Origin of the sequence: Alistipes communis (assembly GCF_006542665.1) — a bacterium.
Taxonomy (GTDB): domain Bacteria; phylum Bacteroidota; class Bacteroidia; order Bacteroidales; family Rikenellaceae; genus Alistipes; species Alistipes communis.
Map to the genome: position 1 here is coordinate 707381 of NZ_AP019735.1, position 24734 is coordinate 732114.

Genomic DNA, 24734 nt, shown 5'->3' on the forward strand with positions numbered 1-24734 from the left:
CGCCGGTGCAGGAGCCGGCAGGCGTGCGAACACCCCGATCGAGAGAGATCATGAAACGGCTGCTGAAAAGCCATATCGCCCTGCTGGCGTGGCGGCTGGCGCTGCTCTATGCGGTGCTGGCGATTTGTCGTGCGATCTTCTGGCGCTACAACTATGCGGGCATCAGCCCCCTCGCGGACGCCGAACTGCCGGCACTCGCAAGGGGTGCACTGCTGTTCGACACCGTGTCGGTGCTCTACGCCAACGCCCTGCTCATCGTGCTCTCGCTCATCCCGCTCCATCTGCGCGAACGGCGCTGGTGGCAGCGGATGCTCTACTTCTATTACGTCGTCGTCAACGCCCTGCTGGTCGTGGCGGTCAACCTCGGCGATGCGGTCTATTTCCGTTATACGCAGAAACGCTTCACGGCCGAAGAGATCTTCTTCGCCGACAACGACAATTCGCTGCAACTCGTCGGCAAATTCATGGCCGAGAACATCCCCCTGCTGCTCGCAGGGATCGGCCTGATCGCTCTGCTGGCGCTGGCCGGCGGCCGCAAGGCGCGCCCCGAACCGCTCTGCCGTCGTCCGCTCTGCTACTATGGCGGCGGTACGGTTCTGCTCGTCGTCGCCGCCCTGCTCTCCGTAGCGGGAATGCGGGGGGGGGTCACGCGCATGACGCGCCCCGTCACGCTCTCCAACGCCACGCTCTACGCCTCCGACAACGCCCGCGCCAACCTGATCCTCTCGAACCCCTTCTGCATCCTGCGCACCGTGGGGTCGGGCGGAAAGATCAACTACGAACGCTACTTCGCACCGGAAGAACTGGACGGTATCTACACGCCCGTCCACTGTCCCGACTCGGTCGGCACGGCACCGCTCGAAGGACGCAACGTAGTGGTCTTCGTCATGGAGAGCATGTCGGCCGAACACTCGGCCCACCTCCATCCCGAACTCTACGCCGACCGGCAGGTCAAGGGCTACACGCCGTTTCTGGATTCGCTCATGCAGGCGGGCTACTGCTTCGAACGCATGTACGCCAACGGCACCCGTTCGATTCAGGCGCTGCCCGCCGTACTGGGATCGATCCCCTCGTTCAAGACCCCCTTCGTGCTGATGCCGCAGGCGCTCGCACCGACGCGGCAGCTGCCGCGCATCCTGCGCGACAAGGGCTACGCCACCGCCTTCTTCTGCGGCTCGGCGGCCGGCTCGATGGGTTTCGGCGCCTATGCACGTTCGGCAGGCATCGAACGCCTGTACAGCCGCGAGGATTACGAGGCCAGGCACGGCCGAGACGATTTCGACGGCTACTGGGGCATCTGGGACGAACCCTTCCTGCAATACGCCGGCGAGGAGATGAGCGCATTGCCCGAACCCTTCTTCGCCGCGCTGTTCACCCTCTCGTCGCACCACCCCTTCGTCGTTCCCGACGCCTACCGCGACCTGCTGCCCGAAGGGCTTACACGCAACCACAAGTGCGTGGCCTACACCGACAACGCCTTCCGCCGCTTTTTCGCGCGTTACGCCGGCGAGGAGTGGTTCCGTCGCACGGTTTTTGTATTCGTGGCCGATCATGTATCGAGTGAAAAATTCGCGGACGCCACGCGCGTCTTCCCCGGCGACCACCACATCATTGGCCTGCTGTACACCCCCGACGGCGCACTGCGCGGCCGCTGCGACGAGGCCGTCTCGCAAATCGACCTCATGCCCACGCTGCTCGGACTCATGGGCAACCGCGAGCCTTACTTCGCTTTCGGACGCGACCTCTTCGGCGAACAGACCCCCGAAGGGGGCTTCGCCCTCGCTTACGACAGCGGATTCGAGGCCGTCGGCGGCGACCGCCTGCTCTTCTTCGACGAGCGGCGCACGACCGGCTCCTACCGCACGGACGACCTGCGCCGCGAACACGATCTGGGAAACGATCCCGAAGCGGCAGCGCTGGAAAGACGCGTCAAAGCCTTCGTCCAGCAATATTACCGTCACCTCGAACAAAAAGATTTCACCGTCGAATAATCCTATGGAATTCCGACCCGTGCGGCTCGAAGACAAGGCCGCCATCGAACGCTTCACCCGCCCTTCGGGCATCTGCAACTGCGATCTGGCCTTCGCCAACATGTACTGCTGGGAAGGCACCTACCGCAGCGCATGGTGCGTCGAGGAGGGTTTTCTGCTGATCCGCTTCTACATCGACGGCAGCCATCACATCGGCTACATGCAACCGCTGGGCGAGGGCGATTTCACGCACCTCATCCCCCGTCTCGAAGCCGACGCCCGCGCCGCGGGACAACCGCTGCGCATCTCGGGACTTACGCCCGAAGGGGCCGCAGCCGTACGCCGCGCCCATCCCGAATTCGGCATCTGGCGCAACCGCGACTACGAGGATTACGTCTACCGTGCCGACGACCTGCGCAACCTCACGGGACGGCGCTACCAGCCCAAACGCAACCATATCAACCGTTTCGAAGCTGCCTACGATTACCGCTACGAGGAACTGACGCCTGCACTCGCCCCCGAATGCATGCGCCTCGAACGCGAATGGCGCGCCGGCCACGACAGCCATGCGGCCGAGCTGACGGCCGAACAGCGCGCCATGCAACGGGCATTCGACCACTTCGGGGAGCTGGAACTGCGCGGAGGCGCGCTCTTCGTCGGGGAGAAGCTCGTGGCCTTCACGATCGGATCGGCCATCAACGACGAAGCCTTCTGCATCCACGTCGAGAAGGCCGACACCCGCTACGACGGCGCCTTCACGATGATAAACCGTCTCTTCGCGCAACACCTGCCGCCGCACTACACCCTCATCGACCGCGAGGAGGATCTGGGACTGGAAGGGCTGCGGCAGTCGAAACTCTCCTACCACCCCCTTTTCCTGCAACCGAAACTCACGGCGCAACGGCTCACCGAGGAGCAGTTGCAGCTCCGCGCGTTGTGGCTCGCCTGCTTCCCCGAAGACACGCAGGACGATGTCGAACAGTTTCTGCTGAGCCGCTACGACGAACGGCGATGCCTCGTCGCACGACGCGACGGGCGGATCGCGGCGATGCTCCACATCGTGCCGTTCCGCGATACGGCCTACATCTACGCCGTGGCGACGGCGCCCGACTGCCGGCAGCAGGGACTGGCCGGCGGACTGCTGCGCGAAGCGCTCGACCGCTGCCGCGCCGAAGGATTCCGCTACGCCGCGCTCATCCCCGGCAGCGAGGAGCTGCAACGCTGGTATGCCGGCTTCGGTTTCGCGGGGGACTACCCCGCGCGCTTCCGTACGCACGACGACTTCGACTTCGGCACGGGCGACCCTGCGCACGACCGCGCCATGGTACTGCCGCTCACCGGCGAACCCTTCGCCGGCGAGACGCTCGACCTGAGCGATCTGCCGCAGGAATCATAGATCGAGCCGGAAACAATCCGTCTCGTAGCGCACGAACCCCATTCGTTCATAGAGCCGGTGGGACGCCCTGCGCGTCGCATTCGAGGTGAGCATCACTCGTGCGACGCCCTCGCGGCGCGCCAACGCCAGCGCTTCGCGTACCAGCGCCTCGCCGATGCCGCGACCGCGCGTCGCCGCATCCACCACCACGTCCTCGATCCACGCCTTGCGCCCCGAAGGGACGTCGTAAAGGGCCACGCTGAGCAACCCGACGATCCGGCCGTCCTCCGCTGCGGCGACCAGCTGACGGGTCGCAGGCGAGGCGACGATCCGTGCGACAGCCTCCCGGTCGGGTGCCGTCATCCGTTCCGACAGCTGCGGCAGCAGCCGCGCAAAGGCCTCCGCCAACAGGTCGGAGGGTTCGGTCGCTTCGTAAATCCGTATCATAAACTCGTTCGTTTTCCCCCGCAAGATACGAAAATCGGGCGGACTTTTCGGCAAGTCCGCCCGATCCGCTCCGCTCATGCGGGCTAAATTCCGAAAAGAAACACTTCGAGCATGTAGACCCCGATGCCGGCCAGATAACCGACGAAGGCCATCAGCGAAATCTTCTTGAAATACCATACGAAGTTGATGTTTTCCAGGCCCATCGCCACCACGCCGGCCGCCGAGCCGATGATGAGCAGGCTGCCGCCCACACCGGCGCAGTAGGCCAGCAGATGCCAGAAAACACCGTCCTGCACGAACATCGCGGCATAGGTCGGATCGGCGCTCGCCGCCACGGCCGCCGCATCAGGAATCGGATACATGCCCATCGACGCCGCCACGAGCGGCACGTTGTCGACCACCGACGAAAGGATGCCGATCAACGTATTGATCGCATAGACGTTGTGCAGGTGTTCGTTGAGTCCCGTGGCGAAACCCGACAGGATGCCCGCGCTTTCGAGCGCTGCCACGGCCATCAGGATACCGAGGAAGAAGAGGATCGTCGACATGTCGATGTGTTTGAGCACCTTCGCCACGCGGCATTTGATCGACTCCTCGATGTTGCGCTTGCGGCGGTACATCAGCTCGGTGAAGACCCACATGATGCCCAGCGCCGTGACCATTCCCATGTAGGGCGGCAGGTGCGTCACGCTCTTGAAGACCGGAACGGCCACCAGCAGGGCGCAGCCCAGGAAGAGGATCGCGCGGCTCTCGCCGTCGGAGATATAATCGGGCTGCGACGACCCTGCATCGGCCGGATCGGTTTCAGGAAGCGACCCTTTGAGCCAGCGCGAAGCGATGACCAGAGGGATGACGAGCGACACGAGGCAGGGCAGCAGGAGGCTCTCGATGAGTTTGGCCGACGAGACGTTGCCCTTCATCCAGAGCATGATCGTCGTCACGTCGCCGATGGGCGAACACGCGCCGCCGCTGTTGGCCGCAATGACAATCACCGAGGCGAAGAGCATCCGCTCCTTGGTCGTGGGGACGATCTTGCGCAGAAGCATCACCATGATGATCGTCGTGGTCATGTTGTCGAGCAGCGCCGACATGAAGAAGGTGAGCAGCGCCACCAGCCACAGCAGACGCACCTTGCGCCGCGTGGTGATGCGCCGCGTGATGAACTCGAACCCTCCGTGGAAGTCGATCAGGTCGACGATCGTCATCGCTCCGATCAGGAAGACGAGGATTTCGCACGTCGATCCCAGATGCCGCAGGATCTCGTCGCTCACGGTCGTCTGGGTGAGACCGGGCAGGGCGGAGGGGTATTCCAGACTGAAAATACTCCAAAGAATACCGCACATCAGCAGGGCGATGGCCGATTTATTGATTCCCGTTTTGTGTTCGAAGGCGATGAAGGCATAGCCTACGACAAACAGGATGAGCATGGTTGTAATCATAATTACTCGATCGCTTTAAATCCGTTTATTTACAAGAGATGTTTTCTGCACCCGGAAGAGCCTGCCGACAATGCGGTCCTCCTGATCGAAAACGAAAATTTTCCTTCTTTATTTTCCGCATTCGGCACAATTCGGGCAGTTTCGGCACCCGCCGGTCGAAAACGGTCGGAAAGATTGCGCAACGGCAAATTGCGCGCCGGCGGGAAGAACCCTCGACCGGCAGGGGTCGGAGCATCCGCTAAATCCGGATTTTCCGCAGCAGGAGAATCAGATCCGCGTCGCCGGGCACACGCCGTTCGACCGCCGACAGGACATATGAGGCATCCTGTCCCCACCCGCCGGACGCTCCGTCGCGGGACGGAAAGTCCCGGCCGAGATCCTGCATCCGGTCGAATGCGGACGTATCGCCCGCCTCCAAACTCAACCGCACCAACAGCGCCCGCAGACCGTAGGCGTCGGCCACGCGCACCGGCACCTGCCGTGTCAGTTCGCTCGGAGCGGGCAGCGGCGTCTCCCCGTCGGATGCGACGCACCGCGCATCGGCCGCGAGCAGCACCCACAGCACGCCGGCAAGCACACAACCGAAGATCGTCCGAAGTTTCATTTTTCCAACCGAAATTGCGTCAAAGGTAGGCTTTTTCCGCCGAACGGCCAAATTCCGATCCGGCGGCCGGCGGATAATTGCACGATATTTTCTATCTTTGACTGCGTCTTAGATACTCCGCCTCGGCAAAATGCAAATAAATTTGCTTTTGCCCGCGGCTTATTCGTATCTTTGCCATGCGGAATTTCCGTCCGGACAGACGACGTTCCGACAGATCGGACCGACCCGATTTCAGTTCGACCGCCCGTCTTTACCGACGAATCGTACAACATCGACTCATTATGGAATACCTCTACCTCCTCGCAGGACTCGTTCTCATACTGGCCGGAGCCAACTACCTCACCGACGGATCGGTGGCGCTGGCCGAACGTTTCCGCGTACCGGGTTTCCTGATCGGACTGACGATCGTAGCCGTCGGCACCTCGACGCCCGAACTGGTCGTGAGTTTCCTTTCGGCCCTCGAAGGGCAGGGCGACATGGCCGTGGGCAACGTCGTGGGATCGAACCTCTTCAACGTCTTCATCATTCTGGGCGTCTGCGCCCTGATCCGCCCGCTGCCGCTCACGCGGCAGAACATCCGGCGCGACCTGCCCGTCGGCGTCGCGGCGTCGCTGGTGCTCTGCGCCGTGCTGGCCGACGAGGTGCTCGACCCGACGCATCCGGCACGCATCGGCCGCATCGAGGGACTCGCGATGCTGCTGCTCTATGTACTGAGCGTCTGGACGGCCGCCCGTGCAGCCCGCAGGGAGCAGCCGGCCGAAGAGACGCCCGCCGCACGGCCGATAGCCGGCTGGCTCATGGCGCTGATGATCGTCGGGGGACTGGCGGCGTTGGTCTTCGGCGGCGAAATCTTCCTCCACAACGCCGTGGCCATCGCCCGCAAGCTGGGCGTCAGCGAGTCGGTGATCGCCATTACGCTCGTGGCGGGCGGCACGTCGCTGCCCGAACTGGCCTCGTCGGTCGTCTCGGTCGTCAAGGGCCGGCCCGACATCGCGCTGGGCAACGTCGTGGGATCGAACATCGCCAACATCCTGCTCATCCTGGGGCTCTGCTCCACCGTCGTCCCGCTCACGCCGGGCGGCATCGACGCCGTGACGCTGGGTGCCGTCGTCCTCAGTTCGCTGCTCCTCTTCGCCGCCGCCTTCACCTTCCGCCGCCGTGCACTCGACCGTTGGGAAGGGGTGCTCTTCCTCGCTATTTACGGCGCCTACCTCTGGTGGCTGCTGGCCAAATAACCGCCGCGATGACTCCCTCCGACCGCAATCCGCTCAAAGAGCAGGTAGCGCTGCTGCCGCTCGAACCGGGGGTGTACCAATTCCTCGACCGGACGGGTACGGTCATCTACGTCGGCAAGGCCAAGAGCCTGCGCAAGCGCGTCTCCTCCTATTTCATGCAGAACAAGGAGCATCCCCCCAAGGTGCGGGTGCTGGTGCGCCAGATCGCCGAGATCCGCCACATCGTCGTCGACAGCGAAACCGACGCCCTGCTGCTCGAAAATTCGCTCATCAAGGAGCTGCAACCCCGCTACAACATCCTGCTCAAAGACGACAAGACCTACCCGTGGATCGTCGTGCGCCGCGAGAACTTCCCCCGCATCCAGTCCACGCGCCAGTTGCAGCGCGACGGCTCGCAATACTTCGGGCCCTACTCGTCGGTGACGATGCAGCACAGCATCCTGGAATTCATCCGCGAGGTGATCCCGCTGCGCACCTGCTCGCTCAATCTCGCTCCCGAAGCGATCGCGCGCGGCCGGTACACCGTCTGCCTGCAATACCACCTGGGCAACTGCAAGGGGCCGTGCATCGGCGCGCAGAGCGCCGAGGAGTACCGGCAACTGCTCGACATGGCCGTCTCGGTGCTCAAAGGCGACTTGCGCCCCGTGCGCGCCTACCTCGAAGGGGAGATGCGCCGCGCGGCCGAGGCGTTGCAGTTCGAGACGGCGCAGCGTTACAAATCGCGGCTCGCTGCATTGGAGAACTATTCGGCCCGTTCGGTCATCGTCAGCGCCCGCATCGTCGACGTCGACGTCTTCTCGCTCGTCGAGGACGACGATGCCGCCTACTGCAACTTCCTGCGCATCCGCAACGGTTCGATCACGGCCGTCTCGACCGTGCGGCTCACGCCGGGCGTCGATACCGACCGCGCGCAAATGCTGACGCTGGCCATTCAGCACGTCGTCGAGCAGATCGCCGGCGGCGAACTGGCGCGCGAAGTGATCGTCCCCTTCCTGCCGTCGGCTACGATGCTCTTCGACGGGGTGACCTTCACCGTACCCAGGCGGGGCGAAAAACTCGACCTGCTGGCTTTCTCCGAGCGCAGCGCCCGCATCTACCGCGCCGAGCAGCTCAAAAACATGGAGATCAAGAATCCCGAACGCCATACCGAACGGCTGATGAACGCCATGCAGAGGGAGCTGCGGCTGCCGCGGCAGCCGCGCCACATCGAGTGTTTCGACAACTCGAACCTGCAAGGAACGAACCCCGTCGCCTCGTGCGTGGTCTTCCGCGACGGCCGCCCCTCGCGCAAGGAGTACCGCCATTTCAACATCAAGACCGTCGTCGGAGCCGACGACTTCGCCTCGATGCGCGAGATCGTCTTCCGCCGCTACACGCGCCTCATGGCCGAGGGACAGGAGCTGCCCGACCTGGTGATCGTCGACGGCGGCAAGGGACAGCTCTCGAACGCCTATGCCGTCCTGTGCGAACTGGGACTCGAAAAACAGGTTCCGATCGTGGGACTGGCCAAACGGCTCGAAGAGATCTACTACCCGGGCGATCCGATGCCCTACTACCTCAGCCGCACGGGCGAACCGCTCAAAGTGGTGTGCCATATCCGCGACGAGGCGCACCGCTTCGGCATCACCTTCCACCGCCAGAAACGCAGCAACGACTTTCTCAGAAGCGAACTCAAAGGCATCGCCGGTATCGGCCCCCGCACAGTCGAGACGCTGCTCGGGCATTTCCGCACCGTCGCACGCATCCGCAACGCCTCCGACGAGGAACTCATCGAGCTGATCGGTGCGGCCAGGACGCAACGCCTGCGCAAGCACTTCGCATCCTCCTGACCGTCCGCCGGCAATCCTCCGAGGCCGCACGACATCTCCGCCACTCTCAGCCTGTATGCGGAAAGCACCGCCGAACGCCCCTTATCGACGCAATACGACACCTCCGTATACCTGCGATGCGGCCGTAACGACTGCGGAAAAACCGCGACAGCCATTTTTATCGGTTCAGAATTTGCAAATTGAGAATAAATCCCTACATTTGCACACCCGATTCTTTCACGAAAGAACGGCCTTGCCCGGATGGCGGAATCGGTAGACGCGTTGGTCTCAAACACCAATGATAGCAATATCGTGCCGGTTCGACCCCGGCTCCGGGTACCAGTAAAATCGCTTAATCTGTTGATAAACAAGGATTAAGCGATTTTATTTTTCCGGATTTTCCCCACATTTTCCCCACACGTGCTGAAATGTTCGTTAAATCTAGTTTTGATAGTTGATAATATGGAATAATAGTTGGCTTAATCTATTCTATGCTTTCACATGAATTTTGATAATTTTATATTGTCAAATTTGAAGTCTCCAAAATCATATTTATCCTCATTGTTATCAGGGAGCATGAAGATTTCCCGTCCTGGGAGAATATTCAAAATCTGTTCATCTGATAATGTACGAAACTGAGTGCGAATACGCTTAAAGAAACTCACCTCTGAATATTCAATATTCTTGTCTGCTTCAATGATAGATATTGCTAATCTAATTATTTCTAATTTCTCATTTTCTGATAATGTATCGTTGGCAAGCTCGTCTATATATGCCACTAAGAAATGCGCCCCACTTCTATTTATGGCGTTAATATAAATATTGAGAGTTTGCTCAATATCTATATCGGCAAATAAGTCAGGGTGAGCAGCAACATATTCTTTTATTAATTCTATTTCTTCTGTGGCGATATCTCCATCGCATGCCATGCAGCAAAAAGCTGTTTTCAAATATAATTCATTCGTTTTCATATGTGCTAAAATCCAATTTTTCTTCTTGCAGTTGGTTCAGAATTTGAGGGCTCAAATTTAGCCTTGATAGCTTCATAGCTTTTAATTGTCTCCAAAGATACACTTGGTTTTGTTATTTTAATGGCATTTTCCAAGACTTCTAATGATATGCGGTTTAGCTTATTCCTAAAAACGAATCGAGCGGCAGTATCAACGATTAATTTTATATCGGCCGATATATAATTATCTGTTAATTTGGCCAATTTGTCATAGTCAATGCCAAGGTCTACTTTTCGCCTTTTTAGATGAATTCTAAATAAAGCTTTGCGAGTCTCAAAGTCTGGTAGTGGAATGTAATATTTAAATTCCAACCGACCAGCTCTTAATGCAGCGTCATCTATTTCGTTTGGCTTATTGGTTGCTCCAATAACAATTACACCATCTATTCCACAGTTGTTAAGTTGTGATAGAAATTCATTAACCTCTCCCGACATACTTGCATTGTCCTGTTTGCTACGACTTTGTAACATTGCATCAATTTCGTCAAAGAACAATATTGTTGGGGCATTTTTTCTAGCCTCTGCGAATACCGCCGCAATCTTGTCTTGACCTCCATGGATATATGGAGAGGCTATATCTGAGCATCGTATGTACATATAATTACAACCGACCTCTTCTGCAAATTTTTCGGCAAAATATGTTTTTCCACATCCGGGAGGACCGTAGAAAAGTAATCCATTTGGCAAAGCCAGCCCCAATTCCTTCGCTTGCTCGGGATTTTTCAGCAAATCAATCACATCTGAACGTAATTGTTCCTTGAGCATCTCCATGCCAGCAACATCCGCAAAACCATTTCCGGAGCGAGTCGATGATTTTGACAATTGCCTACTTTGTGTCGGTGAACTATGGCTAGAGTTACGACAAATTTTTATTTCGCCTGTTAAAGCCTTAATGAATTCTTCTGCATTCTTGAATCGGTCATCGATATTTTCAGCAAGAGCCTTATTTATGACCTCAACTATTGGGCTCCACAAATTGGTATCACTAAATTCTGGTACTTTAAGCGGTTTGCGCCGCTCGTTTAGGATGGCATCAATTAGGTTGTTACGATCTTGCTGAAACGGAGATAAATCTATAAAATGCGGTGGCAATCCAAACAATATATGGTATAATAGCACCCCAACTGAGTACAAATCGCTTTGTGCTGTAAAAACACCATTAAATGTTTCTGGAGCCATGTAAAATGGATTAAGTCCTTCCGTTAAAAAATCACGTTGACTTTGCTGGAGATATCTTGCATACCCAAAATCAATAATTTTGGGTGTGGGTATACTCTTTGATAGGTCCAGCATTATATTCTGAATGGTTAATTCATTGTGCATAATAGGTTGAGGCTTCGTGTGAAGATACCGAACTCCTTCCAATATGCCTAATGTAATTTGCCTGGCGTCATACAACGAGCATTGTCTCTCACGATTCACCTTTTCAGCAAGAGTTTCACCTACAATATAGTCATATACTGCATATGCTTTCTTGCACCCATTACATATTAACTCTCCATCATCATGAAGAGTTAATATGTTGGGATGATGTACATTTTTGACTATAGACAACTCCAAAATTTCCCCTCCTTCATCGAATTGTGTGCGATGGAGTTTCGAGTAATCAAATAATTTTAGGAAAAAGTTTTTCCCTGTCTCATCTTTTACCCTGTATGTTTCGGCGTATTTACTGTCCTTTACATGAAAGGTTACTATGTAGTTGCCTATGCGTTGTTTCTTGCTAAATGTAGGCATATTATAATGAACCTATGGTTGGCTTTTCGTTTTCCGGTATATCGAGAAGATCTATTACCGCCCGGACAATGGGTAACAGTTCTTCCGCGGTTGGGTTGTTTTGTATAATTTGCAGACCTATGTTTAAAAGCGACCTCGCCTGCATGGGATCCTTCCATTTCAATGTTCCAAACGATTGAGAGTGATGATGGATAAATCCGATAATTTGATAGATATATGTCACTGCAAAAAACTGCTCGTGAATCTGCTTCAGAACAATTCTACCGTATTGTACGTCCTTTCTGGTTATGGCCTCATCGGCTTGTTTGCGTAAGCTCTCGATGGCCTCATCGTGTTTGTTGCCTAAATCATTGTTCGCCTTTTCAAGCCTATCAAATTCTTCTCGTATTTCCGTTTCCAAAGTATCCCATTCGTGATTTTTCTCGACACGTTCCAGTGCAATAAATGCACGTCTCAAATCTGCGAGCAAGTGCATCTTCCCGTCCTCGCTGTTTTTTTCATTGTCAAAACGCTTGTAAACATCCGTAATAATAGCATCTGCATCGTTAATTTCCGCATCACTAATACCTGATTGTTCTTTAAATCGGTTCAGTTGAGCCATGGCCTCATTTAAGCGTTGGGTTAATTCTTGAATATGAACGCCATCGCGCTGACCAATTTCAATCTCTTTTTCAATAGTTTCACCAATGACAGGGAATGTTGCCTCCAATCGCATCATTTGCGATCTGTCGACTTTGATAATGATATCAATATCGCTATTCATTGGTATAAGCGCAGGAACATCATCTCCGTTGATCTCCACGTTGCAGACATGATCATTATGTATGGCGCTTGTCCCTTCCGCATTAAATTCACCCAAATAGATAGGAATGATTAATCTGTCGGCTGCCATACCCGGACGAATTTGTTTAGGCGTTTTGAGCCCATTTTTAACCCCAACGGCAGGTATCTGTTGATTTTTCTCCAGTCCAGTTAATGGCATGAACACGTCTTTGTCAATTATTTCGTCATGTACTTCAATGCCAATATTATATGGAAGAACTGCATTGCCTATTTTCGTTCCCTGTACGATTGTGATCTCATTGGGGAAACACGGAATAATATTGCCGCTATTATCATACGCAACAATAGCAAATGTGTTAGCTTTCCCTTCTATGAGTTGGCATTCTATGACATCTCCAATTTCATTAATTTCGACTTTGCCGCTTGACCATGCTTTATCCCCTCGGATCAATTCAATATATAATTGAGAAGGTAGAGGCATTGACGAATCTTTTGACGAGGCCTTGACCGTTACAAATTCGAGTGTCTCCACCGTATTTGATTCGTATTGCACTTCAAGAGCAATGAACCCTGATTTAGATTCAGTCGTGGCCTCGCAGTCAATACCAGAAGCATATAATGCAGCACCTCGAGCGACCGCAGTCATCGGATCAATGCTTGTATCCACATTCGGAGTTATCTGCTCACGAAGCATCTGTCTGAGTACGGGTGAGTATGTAGGACCACCAACAAGAATAAGGGTATCCAATTTACCAGCAAGATTATTTCTGCTGATAAGTTGTTTGCATATGTCTATGGCTTTCTGGAAAATAGGAGCAACTACCGGCTTAAGTTGTTCCTCCGTGATGATCATATCCAGTTCCAATTCATTCCCTTCATCATCATCGCCGAATTCATCTAATTGTGATGTGATGTCACATTTAGGCTTAAATGATAGTTGATTTTTTGCCTGTTCAGCGTAGAATTTCATGGCATCTCGCAGAATCTCTCGTTTGGAATCGTCTGCAAGAATGCAGTCAATCGAAAAATGTTCTTTCAAGTATGGAATAATAATTCCATCAACAATCGCATAGTCTAGATTCTTTCCGCCCAGATAATTGTCACCTTCAGTGTCAACGACTTGCATGATGCCCTCCTCAACCTTTAATAGGGCAGCGTCAAAAGTTCCGCCACCAAAGTCGAATACCATCCAATAGCCGTCTTTTTTGGTTGTACTAAGCCCGTATGCCATAGAGGCAGCAATAGGCTCCTGCAGGAGTTCGCAATGTGTAATACCCGCCAATGTTGCAGCTCGTTTTGTTGCTGCAATCTGGTCTGTTTTGAATTTCGCAGGGATAGTTATGACGGCCGATGTTATACTTTCTTCTGTGATGAAAGAACGCAACGTTTTAAGCACCTCGGCCGAAAGCTCCTCCGAAGAAAAACCGCGCCCCATATACGAACTCATATATTGGGTTGAAGAACCCATTGTTCGCTTAAACTCAATGTATACATTTTCTTCACCTCTAGACCATTTTTTTGTGGCTTTAGACTTATCTTGGCGTAAATCGTTATATGCACTATCTCCGACTCGGATAATTCTTTTTTTAGTATAAGAAACACATGAAGGAAGAGTGTCTTTTAATGTGTCTGTTTTTCTAATGACAGGCTCTCCATTTTCTATTTTACAGATTGCAGAATTGGTTGTTCCCAAATCAATTCCATATCGCATTTTAACTTGTACCATATTCTTAATGTATTAAATGTTTTGACTAACTGTTACTTGCGCAGCTTGAATCATTTGACCTTTAAAATTAATCTGAGGTTTAATGATCGCTGTTATTATTTGAGTTCCATTTTCAAGATTCTCATCTTCAGTAAAGTTTGCTATTACCCTCATGCCTTCGTGATACGGCTTTCCCAACATGTCAACTAATTCATAACCGTTGGCAAGCAGATTGTCTTTCATCTGATTGATCGCCTTTGATAATTGTTTGTGGCCTCTTACATCCTTGTCCATTTTATAAAGCGTCATTTCCATGAAAGTGATTCTGTCAGCCAAGGCTTTTATTAGTTGCACCTCTGCATCTGAAGATTCATTGCTCCCTGATGCCTTGCCAACCGTGGATGCTATTTTCTGCAATTCGCCAATCTCAATAGCCAATTGTCCTACAATCTTCCCATTCAACTCTTCTGCGGCTTTTTTCAGGGATTCTATCTTGTTATCTCCTTTGCGATGGAGGAAAATACATATGATAATTGAACCAACAAATGCGAGACACAACACAACAATGCCCCATATTGTTTTGCTCTGGAGATTATTTGCTAATCCTATTGTTTGTTCAGCTTGGTTCTTTACTTGAACTCGGGTATTTCCAATTGATGCATTCAAGCTGTCGTTAACACCAGTCAATCTAGTGTCAACTTGTTGGATATCTTCTTTTATGCCATCAATCGTTTCTGCCTGTTTTAGAATATCCTTTTGCAATTTAGATTGTTCGACCTGTAATTCCGTAATAGCCCCTTTCAATGCGACCAATTGAATGCTGTCTGCCTGTTGCTGCAAAACGACACGCTGTTTTAGCTCAACAAGAGCAAGACTATCTGTGTTGGCAAAAACAACAGTGGAGGCCATGAGAGCCAAAGAACTTAATAAACTAATTTTTTTCATTATTGTATATCTTTATAAATTTATCCAGGAGACTTCGTATTATTTTATTGATTCTCTTTTTGTCCTTCATATGCTCAACCCATGTGGGGGAGTATCGATAATAAAAACGTATAAATGCTCGCCCCAATCGGTGCTTTTGTAAAATTTGATCTCGGAAATCTCGCAATACGAGAACTTGAGGATGATCGTAGTCTCCATAAACCATTGTTGCGATATAACAACCACTACTGCTTGACGAAGAGGATGCCTGGCTGCTATAATTCTCTAATTGTCGTTTAAGACTATTGATTTTATTAACAGCAGCTGAAATTTGATCCCTCATTTCAGACAACGTTTGTTTGTTGGTTGCAAGACGAGCGCGTTCTGCAGAAGACATATCGAGTGTTCTTATTGTCAACATAACAGACATTGCTCGATCCACCGAATCCTTTAGTGATTCCAAAGCGGAGATATTTTGGCTAGCTGAATTTTGCTCTCTGTTTATAACAGACACTAACATTCCCAATGCGTTGTTGGCAACAGCGGTTGATATTTGAAGATACAATTCGTTATCCTTGCCAAGATTATTGGCTATGACTTGGAGATGAGGGCGGCAGTTGGATACCAATTCGCTGGCGGCACTGATAGTCGCATATTTATCTTTAAATCTTCTTAACTCATTTGCAACATACTCTACATCTGCACCTATTTTTTCCTGCTCTTTTCTCTTATTCAGTATGTCAACATTTTTTTTGCATCGGTCTTTAACTAATTTTGATACTGCAATGTTTAAGGCATATTCTTGCAACTCCAGGGCTTTGTCGACATCATCGGAGTCATTGGAGTTGTTGAAATAATTAATTCCACATTGTAGAATCTGCTCTGCTAATTCATCCGCGATAACTTGATATTGAAGATTTGCTGACATCAAGCGCTTTAGCGCAGCAAATGGAATGCGCGTTTTGCTAATTAGATTTTTACCAGCCGCATATGAAGCTATTGCATCTTGGCTATTCACTTTCTTTGCAACAGCAATCTCGCTCCTGATTTTTTGCATATACTCCGATAGCACCTTATCCTTAATATAGATTGTGTCGCCTGCACATGCTTGAACTGCGTCTAATATTGCTTTAGGTTTCCAATTGGTCAATAAAACATCCATGTACATTTTCCACAAGTCAGATGCGGATATTGGCATAGTATTACCACCGATTGCCATAATGAAAGCATTAACAGCGTCGCTGTCTTTCACGAAAAATGACACGCACCCAATAGCAGCTCCTAGGTTGTTGTTGATTAAGTGCAACACTGACAAATTTATTAACGCTGAATATGTTGCTTTTTTACCAAACAATTCCATAGCCTTATTGACATCTCCATTTTGGAGATAATCCAAAGCCATTTTATCTATTGGAGTTGCATTAATAAACCAGAATAATGCATATTTTGCTTTATTAATCGGCAGCGTTAACTCATGTTCTGCATTAAGAATACTATCACCAGTTCGAGAGATTGCTCCTAATAACTGCTGAAGGTCAGATGGAAATGTAATAACTTTTCCCACCTTTGAATATGCCGCCAGTTTAGTTTTATTGGCCGTAATCTCTTTTAAGGATGCATTAGAATACACGCCCAAGGTTCGGAATGGATTTGCCTCAATCAATTTTAACATATGCTTGTATTCAAATCATTGAAAGTTCTAGGAAAACAATCTATTAATTAGATTATTTGATTCATTACAATTACAATGGAATATGCCTTGCCGATGATGTATTTGTATGTTTGAGTCTCATCATGTATCATTTGAAGTTTGCTAATTTCGGCCTTGTTTCTTACAAAGTTAGTAAAATAAACCAAATCTTGTAAGTTTTGATTAATGCGTATTGTATTCGTAAAGCGATGCTATAAGTTTAATATATATTATATTATAATTATCTCTATATGCTGCATTGCGCCCGAAGAGTCGACTACGGTAATCGTGTGAACTCCGCGTGTCGGTGCGATTGTCATTTGGTGGATATCACGGGTTGAACCGAGATAGGTGTTGTCCAGATGCCAGAAAAGCTCCGTCGCTGGATTCGTGTGTGCAACCCGGGCGACAAATGAACCTGGCGAGCCGTCCAATTGTCGTGGCAGCGAGATGATGCTCCCGTTGGCCGGATAGATGAAGTGCATCGTGGTGATCGGATCTGTCCCGGAACCTTGTTTCAAGGGGGGCAACGCCCTATATTCGGGATGGAGCGGTTTGTAGAAATGTTCGATCATCGGCGGCAGAACGAACCGGCCCTCCAGGCGGACGGGCTCGCTGCGATCCGCGACCTGCCGCCCGCCGTCCAGCGAGAGGGGCACTTCGCGACAATAGGGGCAGGGACGGCACGCGGTAGCCCCCTTGGGCAACAATTCTGTCTGCGTCTCCGGGCAAAAGCGACCGGCCGGATACCCGGAATGGCTGCATACCGATCGGATCATACCCTCTTCATCTCCGGGCTCCTCAAACCATCCGCATCCTGACAATAGCCCGAACAGTTCGAACAGAATGGGTCCTGCGATGCGGGCTCCGGTTAGGTCGGCGACGCCGCTTCCGTTGGCATTTCCGGCCCATACTCCGATAACATACTTGGGAGTAAGCCCGATGGCCCACGCATCACGCGATCCGTAACTGGTCCCTGTTTTCCAGGCGATGTTCTGTGCGGAACTGGCCCGTCGCCAATCCATTTCGTCGGGACGAACCACTTCGCGCATCGCCTCGAACGTACGATACAGGGCGATCCGATCGTGCAGCGGAAAGCTCGGATAACGGGTCGATTCCTGGTAACATGCTGCCATTCTGGCATAGCATGTTGCAATATCCACCAATGTAACCTCGGCTCCGCCCAGAATTAGGGAAAGGCCATATTCATCCGCGGGGCGTGATAATGTTTTCAATCCGGCCTGCCGGAGCGTCTCGACAAAGCGCAGGATGCCGTACTCTTTCAACAGATATACGTTGGGAATGTTGAGCGAAAGGGCTAACGCCTGATCGGCTTCGATGGCCCCGGCATAGGTGCCGTCGAAGTTCTTGGGGGCAAACCCTCCGAAATCCATCGGGACATCGGGCAGGAGCGAGTTCGGGAGAATCGTTCCTTGTTCGAGAGCTGCCGCGTAGAGCAGCGGTTTGAGAATGCTGCCCGACGAACGTGGCGAACGGGCGATATCGACCCATTTCCCATCGCGGTCGAACGACAGATCGCTGTTGCCGCAATAGGCTGCCGGCTCACCGCTCTCCACCTCGACGATAATCGCTGCCAGATCCAGGATCCCCTTTTGTCGCAGTTCCCGGTTCCAACGCACGAGTACCTCTTCCATGCGGTGTTGAAGATCCCGATCAATGTGAGTTACGGTGCGTTGTCCGTGTGCTTTCCGGTCGTACCACTCCACCAGATGCGGAGCATATTGGGGCATCGGATAAGGCTCGCCGATCAGCGGCTCTTCCAAGGCCAGCGCATAGTCCTCCTCGTCGATCTCGCCTTTGGCATGCAGACGGGCCAGCAGCCGGTTGCGTTTGGCCAGCAGCTGATCGCGGTTCTTGGCCAGATGGATGCTGGACGGCGCATTCTGCAGCACGGCGAGTGTGGCGGCTTCGGCCCATGACAATTCGGTCCGGTCACTTCCCAGATACCGCCACCTGGCGGCATCGATGCCGACGACGTTGCCTCCGAACGGGGCGTGGGCGGCATACAGACGCAGGATTTCCTCTTTCGAGCAGCGCAGCTCCAGCCGTGTGGCCATACATGTTTCGACCAGTTTCTGCCACAACGTCCGCGGTTTTTGCCGCGAGAGGCGGATGACCTGCATGGTCAGCGTGCTGCCTCCGCTTACGATGCGACCGTTGCGGATGTTCTGGATCGCAGCACGCACCAACGCCCGCGGACTGACGCCGCAATGGTCGAAAAAGGTACGGTCTTCGAACTCGACGAGCGCCTTTACGAACTTCTCGGGTAAGGTGTCGCGTGGCGGGAAGCGCCATTGCCCGTCATCGGCGACCCTCGCACCGAGCAACGCACCGTTTCGGTCGGTCACAACCGTCGAATAGGTGGTTCCCTCGAAGAGGTCGCGTGGCAGACAAAAGAGCCACAGCAGCAGGAGAACTCCTGCCGCTGCAGCTGCTGCATATTTCAGTTTGCGCCTCATTTTACCACTTTGACACGACGATTCGACAGCACGGCCCGGCAGGATGTGTCGTACATATCCTCACATACGGTTGCCGGCAGGACAAACTCTCCGCACCAGGCAGCACGCAACCGGACAACAAACTCCCGAGTTTCACCCGCCTTCAACCCGAAGTACCAGCAGATCCGGTCGTCGCGAATATCCAGGTGTTTGAGATCCCCGGCGGCGGCTTCATGAATCAGCCGCTCGTTCCAGATCTCCCAGCCCGACGGCACGGCCAGGGTCAGAGCCATTGACTCGGAGTCGTTCCCGCGCTTCCGGACCTCGATGCGGGCCAGAAACTCCTGCCCCTGCTGCAGCTTCGCAACCTCGATCCCCTGCCCATGCAGGTCCGTATAACGGACGCTGATCTCAACGCCGTCAGCCCTGGCCGGAATAATCTCGTCAACGGCCGGTCGCCGCGAAGCTGTCAGCGACACACAGACGGCCTCGCGGCCGCGGTTTTCGAGGGTGACACTTCCAGCTGCGGCCGGCAGCTTCACCTCTTCGATGCCTTGCATGTTGCGGAGAGTCTGCGCCTTTCCGCCGGACGTACGTATGACGACCTCCTTGCTGCCGGGAGTCATCAGGTCGGCCAGTCGGCTCATCGCCACACTCGTAAAAGCGATCTCCTGGGTCGAACAACTCGTTGGTGCGAACTTGTCCGCCAGATCACGGGCTGCAGCTGCCGCCCGATTGCCCTCTCCGAGCAGAGCCCAGGTCTCTACCTCCATGGCCAGATCGCGCAGCGGACTGTAAAAGGTTTCGTAATTGCCGGAGATCCGGAGGGCTTCGTCGGCTTTTTCGAGCAGCTTTGCCGCGACGTCGCCCCGTCCCGCGAGTGCATAGGCGGCCGCCAGACGCATCAGCGCCTGCCGCGACAGATTCCGGGATTCCCGCAGCCTGTTCATGGCGGCCGAAGGCATGTCTCCGGCCAAAGCCAGCGTGTAAAGTCGATAGGCCTGTACCAGATCGGCCGCACAGACCGTCGTGTGCCGGTAATCGCGCGCTGCCGTTGTCTGATAGGCGGCCCAGCGATCGATAGCCTTCCGGTCGATGGCAAACCCCTGCCGGCGGGCTTCGACCATCACCTCCCCGGCCATGGAGGTAACCCACGGGTGGGCTTCGGAGTATCCCGGCCAATAGGCGAATCCACCGTTGGAAAGCTGGCGGAACAGGATGTTTTTCAAGATGTCGGGTAACGCCTCTTCAGCCTGACGTTGCTCGCTCTCGTGCAGGAACCGCCGGGCATAAAGCAGATACATGGCCCTCGCCGAGAGCTGTTCGGTGCAGAAGTGCCCGTAATCGGCCACAAAGGAGAAGACGCCGCTGAACGGGATGGACGGTATCGTTGCGATCTCCATGCGGACGCTCCCATCCTCCAGCCCCCGCCATGAGAACCGATCGCTCGCTCCGCTCCGTACGCTTCGGCTTTCTACCGTTGTAACCAGCGGCTGCGGATTCCGCACCTCGATGGCGAGTGTTTCGTTCACCGAATGCCCGCCGCCCCGTGCCGAGATGCGGATTTTCGCCTGCCCGCTTTTTTGCCTGTCGCACAACAGCTCGAAATCGACCATCTTTTCTCCGGCGGAGGCGAAATGCAGCGTTCGGGAACGGCCTCCGACAACGGAAACGGGACCTTCGGTCTCGATGTTTACCTGGATGTCGCCCAGCACCTCGTCCGAAGCAAAGAGATTCACCGGCAGGCGAACCCGGTCGCCGCACGCAAGCACCCGGGGCAGCGTTGGCAGCAACATCAGCGGTGAGCGGATCGTCACCGTCTTGTCTGCACTTCCGTAACTGCCGGCATGGGCTGCGACCACCATCACGCGGACCGATCCGACGTACATCGGCAGCGTGATCCGGTGGGTTTTCGTTCCGCCGTTCAGGGTGAACGGTCCGAGAAACTTCACCACCGGGTTGAATCGTTTCTCCTTGCCGGCGGCCTCGCGGATGGCCTCGTCCCCGCCGACACTCAATATCGAGGTGAACTTTCCGGCATATGCACCGATGACATCGTCGAACATGTCCCAGGTGCGGACGCCCAGTGCCTCGCGGCGATTCATGGCCTGCCACGGCTGCGGGGTCCTGAATGCCGTGATGTCCAGCAGCCCCTCGTCCACGATGGCCAGCGTGTAGCTCATCGGCTTGTTGTCGCGTTCGTGGATCCGGATCGCAAATTCCGCTGGGGCAAGGATCTCATCAGCAACCTCGATCTGCGGGTGGAGGATCGTGCGACGGTCGATGACCTCGGCCCCCTCCACGCCGTACATCCGGATCGGCAGGTCGTTTACGGTCTGGGCGTGCGGCTGCAACAAGGTGGCGTGTACATAGAAATTGGGCGACATGTCCTTGTTTACCTGCAGTTTATAGGCGGTCTCCTCCTCGCCGGACAGCCGCACCCAGCGGCGCGACAGCACGCGCGACCCGTTTTCCACCGAGAGAAGCACCCTCCCTCCCGACGATCGGGGCAGATAGACCGTCGCCCGGTCGCCGACTTCGTAGTTCCGCTTGTCCAGGGCGAACGAGAGCATGGTTGTGGCCGTCGGATCGCTCTTGCCCGAGTGCCCGCGCCAGTCGGGCCAGTCGATGTAGATTTCCCCGCCCGAGACGTGGCCGCTCCCGGTATCGCGGACAAAAACGAGGTATTTGCCCCATTCGGGATAGTCGATCCGGAAGGGAATCTCGGCTTTGCCCGCCGAGGTTTTCAACCGTCCCGAAGCCACCGGCCGGGCGGATTCGCTCTGAACATAACGGCTTAACTCCGCGGCCGACCCCTCCTGCCACCAGCTCCAGTCGAGACGATAGATCTTGTACTCCAGTTCGCGCGAATCGAGGGGTTTCCCATCGAGATCGACCGCGACAACCGGGAAATGCAGGTCGCAATCGGTTTCGAACTCCCGATCGCCCAGCCGGATCCCCACGTAAGCCTCGTAGGGGGAATAGCGGACCGAACGGGAGGTGATGCTCTCATCGCCGCCGGCCTCCGCCACGCGGGCGATCAGATTGGCCTGCAGCACCCCGGGAGCCTGCTGGGTCGCCGGAATGCGGATCTGCCTTGTGATTTGCCCCAGGGAGTCCAGCCTGCCGGAGAGCAGGTCGTGTCTGGAAGACGAAAACGCGTAGAGCGGATTGGCAAACCGGTAGTCGTCGTAGCGTTCGAACGGGTGCGGATCCGTGAAGAGCGACATTTCGACGCTTGCCCGTAAACCGGCTGCGACGGGACCGGTCAGCCAACGGGCGTCGAGGCCGATCTCTGCCCCCGATGCGCCACGCAGTATCTCCGGAGCGGAGATGTTGATCTTCAGCCTGTTGGGCTTTATGGTCTCTATGCGGACGGTGTGGTGGAACGTCTGCCCGCCCACCTTGAACCGGGCATCCCATTGTCCGGTCGGAGCATCCTCGGCCGTCTTTGTCCGGAAGACATAGATGCCGTCGACACTGCGGGTGAGCGTCTGCCGGTCGTAGAGCTGTTCGCCCGGCGTATGGAGTTCCATCGTCACGGGATGGTTGGCCGGAAGGGCATGCTGCCTGTCCTCGACAATCAGTGTGAGGTATATCTCGTCGCCCGGCCTCCAGACTCCGCGTTCGCCATAGATAAAGCCCTTGATCCCTTGCGGGGTCTTCTTGCCACCGACATCAAACCGGCTTGTCGAGAGTTCCGACGCGCCGTTGATCTTCAGAAACGTGGTGGATACACCGTCGGAAGCCGTAACGACGAAGGGATTCCCGTCCGTGCGGAAGTCGGTAAAACCCTGCTCGTCGGTGCAGGCCGAGCCGATCTCCCGCAACTGGAAATTGTAGGCCGTTACGCGAATCCCGGCGAGCGGTGAGGCGGTCATGATGTCCGAGACCGTACACCACAGGCGGTCGGAGTCCGCCCGTTTGACAATCAGCCCCAGATTGGAGGCGGCCAGATTGTATTCGGGCATGTGCGCCGTCGACATGTAGTAGCTCTCTTTCGTCGGGTCATCGCTCTCCCGCCATTCGTACTTACCCCAGTCATAATCCGGGGCTCGGCGTCCGATATAGGCGCGGGGTTTGTCCCAGGTCTCCTTGTCCGATAGGGTCAGACCGTTCTGTACTTCGAACGGGGCTGCCTGGACTCGGTCGTAAAGCGAATAGGCCTGGCGAAACGAGAGCCGGATGTTGTAGATTGCGCCCCGTTCCTGCCGGAAAAGGTGATTCAGATCGACCGAGAAGTTCTGCCATTGGTGAAGGTCCAGCGACGGGTCTTTGTCCAGCCGGACGGTCTGCCTGTAGATCAGCCGTCCGACCCGGCGCAGCTCGTAGGTTTCCTCCATTTCGCTCTCCTGCAGAAAGGTCAGCACGTTGTCGGCATAGATCTTGACCACCTCGACATCCACCGCGGCCAGATTGACGGCTCGGAACGGCAGCGAAAGATTTCGGCTATCGGGAAGAATCGTACCGCTGATGGGAATCTCGACGGCCGGAGGAAGTACCTCCTGCTCCAGGTGTTGCACTACCTCGGTCTGCAATCTCCGGCCGTCCTCGGAGCGGATCAGTTCGGAGAGCCGCAGCACCATATCCCTTAGCCCGTTATTCGGATAAAAGATGCGGACCCGGTTTCCGCTGCGCTCGATGCGAAGGGATTCGATCCCGTCGATCGTAACAAGCCCGTCCAACTCCTGCAAGGCGTCGAGCGGGGCGCTGAACTCCAACTCCAGACAGGGCTGTACGGTCTGGTGTCGTTCGACTCCCAGCAGTTTGAATTCGGCTTGACCGGGAATCACAACTTTCGTCGCGATTTTGTTACACCCCTCTGTTGCGCCGTCGTATTCGATCTCCAGCTCGGAATCCTTCTCCTGCCGTCGGACTTCCGAGATGCGGAAGGTGTATTGCCGGGCATCGGCTGTCGGCTGGATCTGTGAAACAGCCCGCTGTCCCCGGCAGTTCAGCCGTGAGTTGTCGGGCGAAAGACGGCCGGGCTGGAAACTGAATTTCAGAATACCCTCAATCTGAACCATTCCTCCGTTTGTCGGATCAATCCGGACCCGAACCTCCTTGAATTTGACCTCGCGGCGAGCCACCCGGAATTCGAATGCAAACTCCTTCAGCGTGTCGATACCCGTCAGCGCCGCCATGTCCAGATGACAGCGATAGCTCTCTTCCGGCTTCAAGGCGCCGGGACGGGGGCTGAATTCGAGATACCGACCGCCCTGTGCATACACGGCCTCGCCCTGAATCGAGGGGGAGAAGCGGAATGCCTTTTCCAACGGACGCAAGGTGTCCAGCCGGGCCAGCAGGGAGTCGGTCGCTTCGATCCGGATCCTTGATGCCATGTCGATCTGTTCAGGCGTGTAGGCGGCAATCCAGCGGGTGGCCTCCTGTGTAGTCATCGGTTCGGAGGTGCAGGCAGCCAAACCTGATGCCGCTATTGTCACAGCGAGCAGTCGTAGTAGCGTTTTTCTCATCTTTTGTATGTGTTTTTGATGGTTTGTCCTTGTTGCTGCACATACAAAATTGACAAAAAGAAATCGTACAGTCCG

At 54.5% G+C, this 24734-nt stretch carries 14 protein-coding genes and 1 tRNA gene; 5 read left to right on the plus strand and 10 right to left on the minus strand.

The annotated features are described in order from the left end of the window. The first annotated feature begins 50 nt into the window (after positions 1–50). Together FMF02_RS03025 and FMF02_RS03030 are read left to right on the plus strand one after the other, a co-directional pair. On the plus strand, positions 51–1991 hold the full coding sequence (locus tag FMF02_RS03025; RefSeq protein WP_141412165.1) for an LTA synthase family protein: 1941 nt from the start codon (positions 51–53) through the stop codon (positions 1989–1991). 4 nt (positions 1992–1995) lie between these two features. After that, positions 1996–3366, plus strand: coding sequence for a GNAT family N-acetyltransferase (locus FMF02_RS03030; RefSeq protein WP_141412166.1), 1371 nt, complete (start codon positions 1996–1998; stop codon positions 3364–3366). Here FMF02_RS03030 and FMF02_RS03035 read toward each other — a convergent pair. From FMF02_RS03035 to FMF02_RS03045, 3 genes are all read right to left on the minus strand, one after another. Continuing rightward, positions 3361–3792, minus strand: a complete 432-nt coding sequence (locus tag FMF02_RS03035) for a GNAT family N-acetyltransferase (protein WP_141412167.1) — start codon at positions 3790–3792, stop codon at positions 3361–3363. The two genes, FMF02_RS03030 and FMF02_RS03035, sit on opposite strands and share 6 nt — an antisense overlap. Positions 3793–3875: 83 nt before the next feature. Beyond that, complete coding sequence (nhaD, locus tag FMF02_RS03040; RefSeq protein WP_179952781.1) at positions 3876–5231, minus strand: sodium:proton antiporter NhaD; 1356 nt, start codon at positions 5229–5231, stop codon at positions 3876–3878. A 238-nt stretch (positions 5232–5469) separates the two neighbouring features. Further along, a complete protein-coding gene (locus tag FMF02_RS03045; RefSeq protein WP_019131393.1) occupies positions 5470–5835 on the minus strand; it encodes a hypothetical protein in 366 nt (121 codons plus the stop codon). Between the two features lie 281 nt (positions 5836–6116). Here FMF02_RS03045 and FMF02_RS03050 point away from each other — a divergent pair, with 281 nt between their 5' ends. The 3 genes from FMF02_RS03050 (at position 6117) to FMF02_RS03060 (ending at position 9220) form a co-directional block, all read left to right on the plus strand. Next, entirely contained in the window at positions 6117–7070 is a 954-nt protein-coding gene (locus tag FMF02_RS03050) for a calcium/sodium antiporter (RefSeq protein WP_141412168.1), read from the plus strand. An 8-nt stretch (positions 7071–7078) separates the two neighbouring features. Then, complete coding sequence (gene uvrC, locus FMF02_RS03055; protein ID WP_141412169.1) at positions 7079–8899, plus strand: excinuclease ABC subunit UvrC; 1821 nt, start codon at positions 7079–7081, stop codon at positions 8897–8899. 234 nt (positions 8900–9133) lie between these two features. Beyond that, positions 9134–9220 (plus strand) — tRNA-Leu (locus tag FMF02_RS03060). A gap of 155 nt (positions 9221–9375) precedes the next feature. Here the strand turns inward: FMF02_RS03060 and FMF02_RS03065 are convergent. From FMF02_RS03065 to FMF02_RS03095, 7 genes are all read right to left on the minus strand, one after another. Further along, the gene (locus FMF02_RS03065; protein ID WP_179952782.1) at positions 9376–9849 is read right to left on the minus strand and encodes a tellurite resistance TerB family protein; all 474 of its coding nucleotides are present in this window, start codon (positions 9847–9849) and stop codon (positions 9376–9378) included. Positions 9850–9854: 5 nt separating this feature from the next. Next, positions 9855–11624: an AAA family ATPase gene (locus tag FMF02_RS03070; RefSeq protein WP_141412170.1), complete on the minus strand. Its 1770-nt coding sequence runs from the start codon at positions 11622–11624 to the stop codon at positions 9855–9857. Position 11625: 1 nt separating this feature from the next. Continuing rightward, positions 11626–14133, minus strand: a complete 2508-nt coding sequence (locus FMF02_RS03075; protein WP_141412171.1) for an Hsp70 family protein — start codon at positions 14131–14133, stop codon at positions 11626–11628. Positions 14134–14145: 12 nt separating this feature from the next. Next, positions 14146–15057 carry a hypothetical protein gene (locus FMF02_RS03080; RefSeq protein WP_141412172.1) on the minus strand — a complete coding sequence of 304 codons (912 nt, stop codon included), beginning with the start codon at positions 15055–15057 and terminating at the stop codon, positions 14146–14148. Beyond that, positions 15044–16708 carry a CFI-box extended C-terminal domain-containing protein gene (locus FMF02_RS03085; RefSeq protein WP_141412173.1) on the minus strand — a complete coding sequence of 555 codons (1665 nt, stop codon included), beginning with the start codon at positions 16706–16708 and terminating at the stop codon, positions 15044–15046. Before FMF02_RS03085 ends, FMF02_RS03080 begins: the two co-directional genes overlap by 14 nt. A gap of 248 nt (positions 16709–16956) precedes the next feature. After that, a complete protein-coding gene (gene pbpC, locus FMF02_RS03090) occupies positions 16957–19206 on the minus strand; it encodes a penicillin-binding protein 1C (RefSeq protein ID WP_141412174.1) in 2250 nt (749 codons plus the stop codon). Further along, positions 19203–24659, minus strand: a complete 5457-nt coding sequence (locus tag FMF02_RS03095; RefSeq protein WP_141412175.1) for an alpha-2-macroglobulin family protein — start codon at positions 24657–24659, stop codon at positions 19203–19205. The genes pbpC and FMF02_RS03095 overlap by 4 nt, the downstream gene beginning before the upstream one ends. Between the last annotated feature and the right edge of the window lie 75 nt (positions 24660–24734).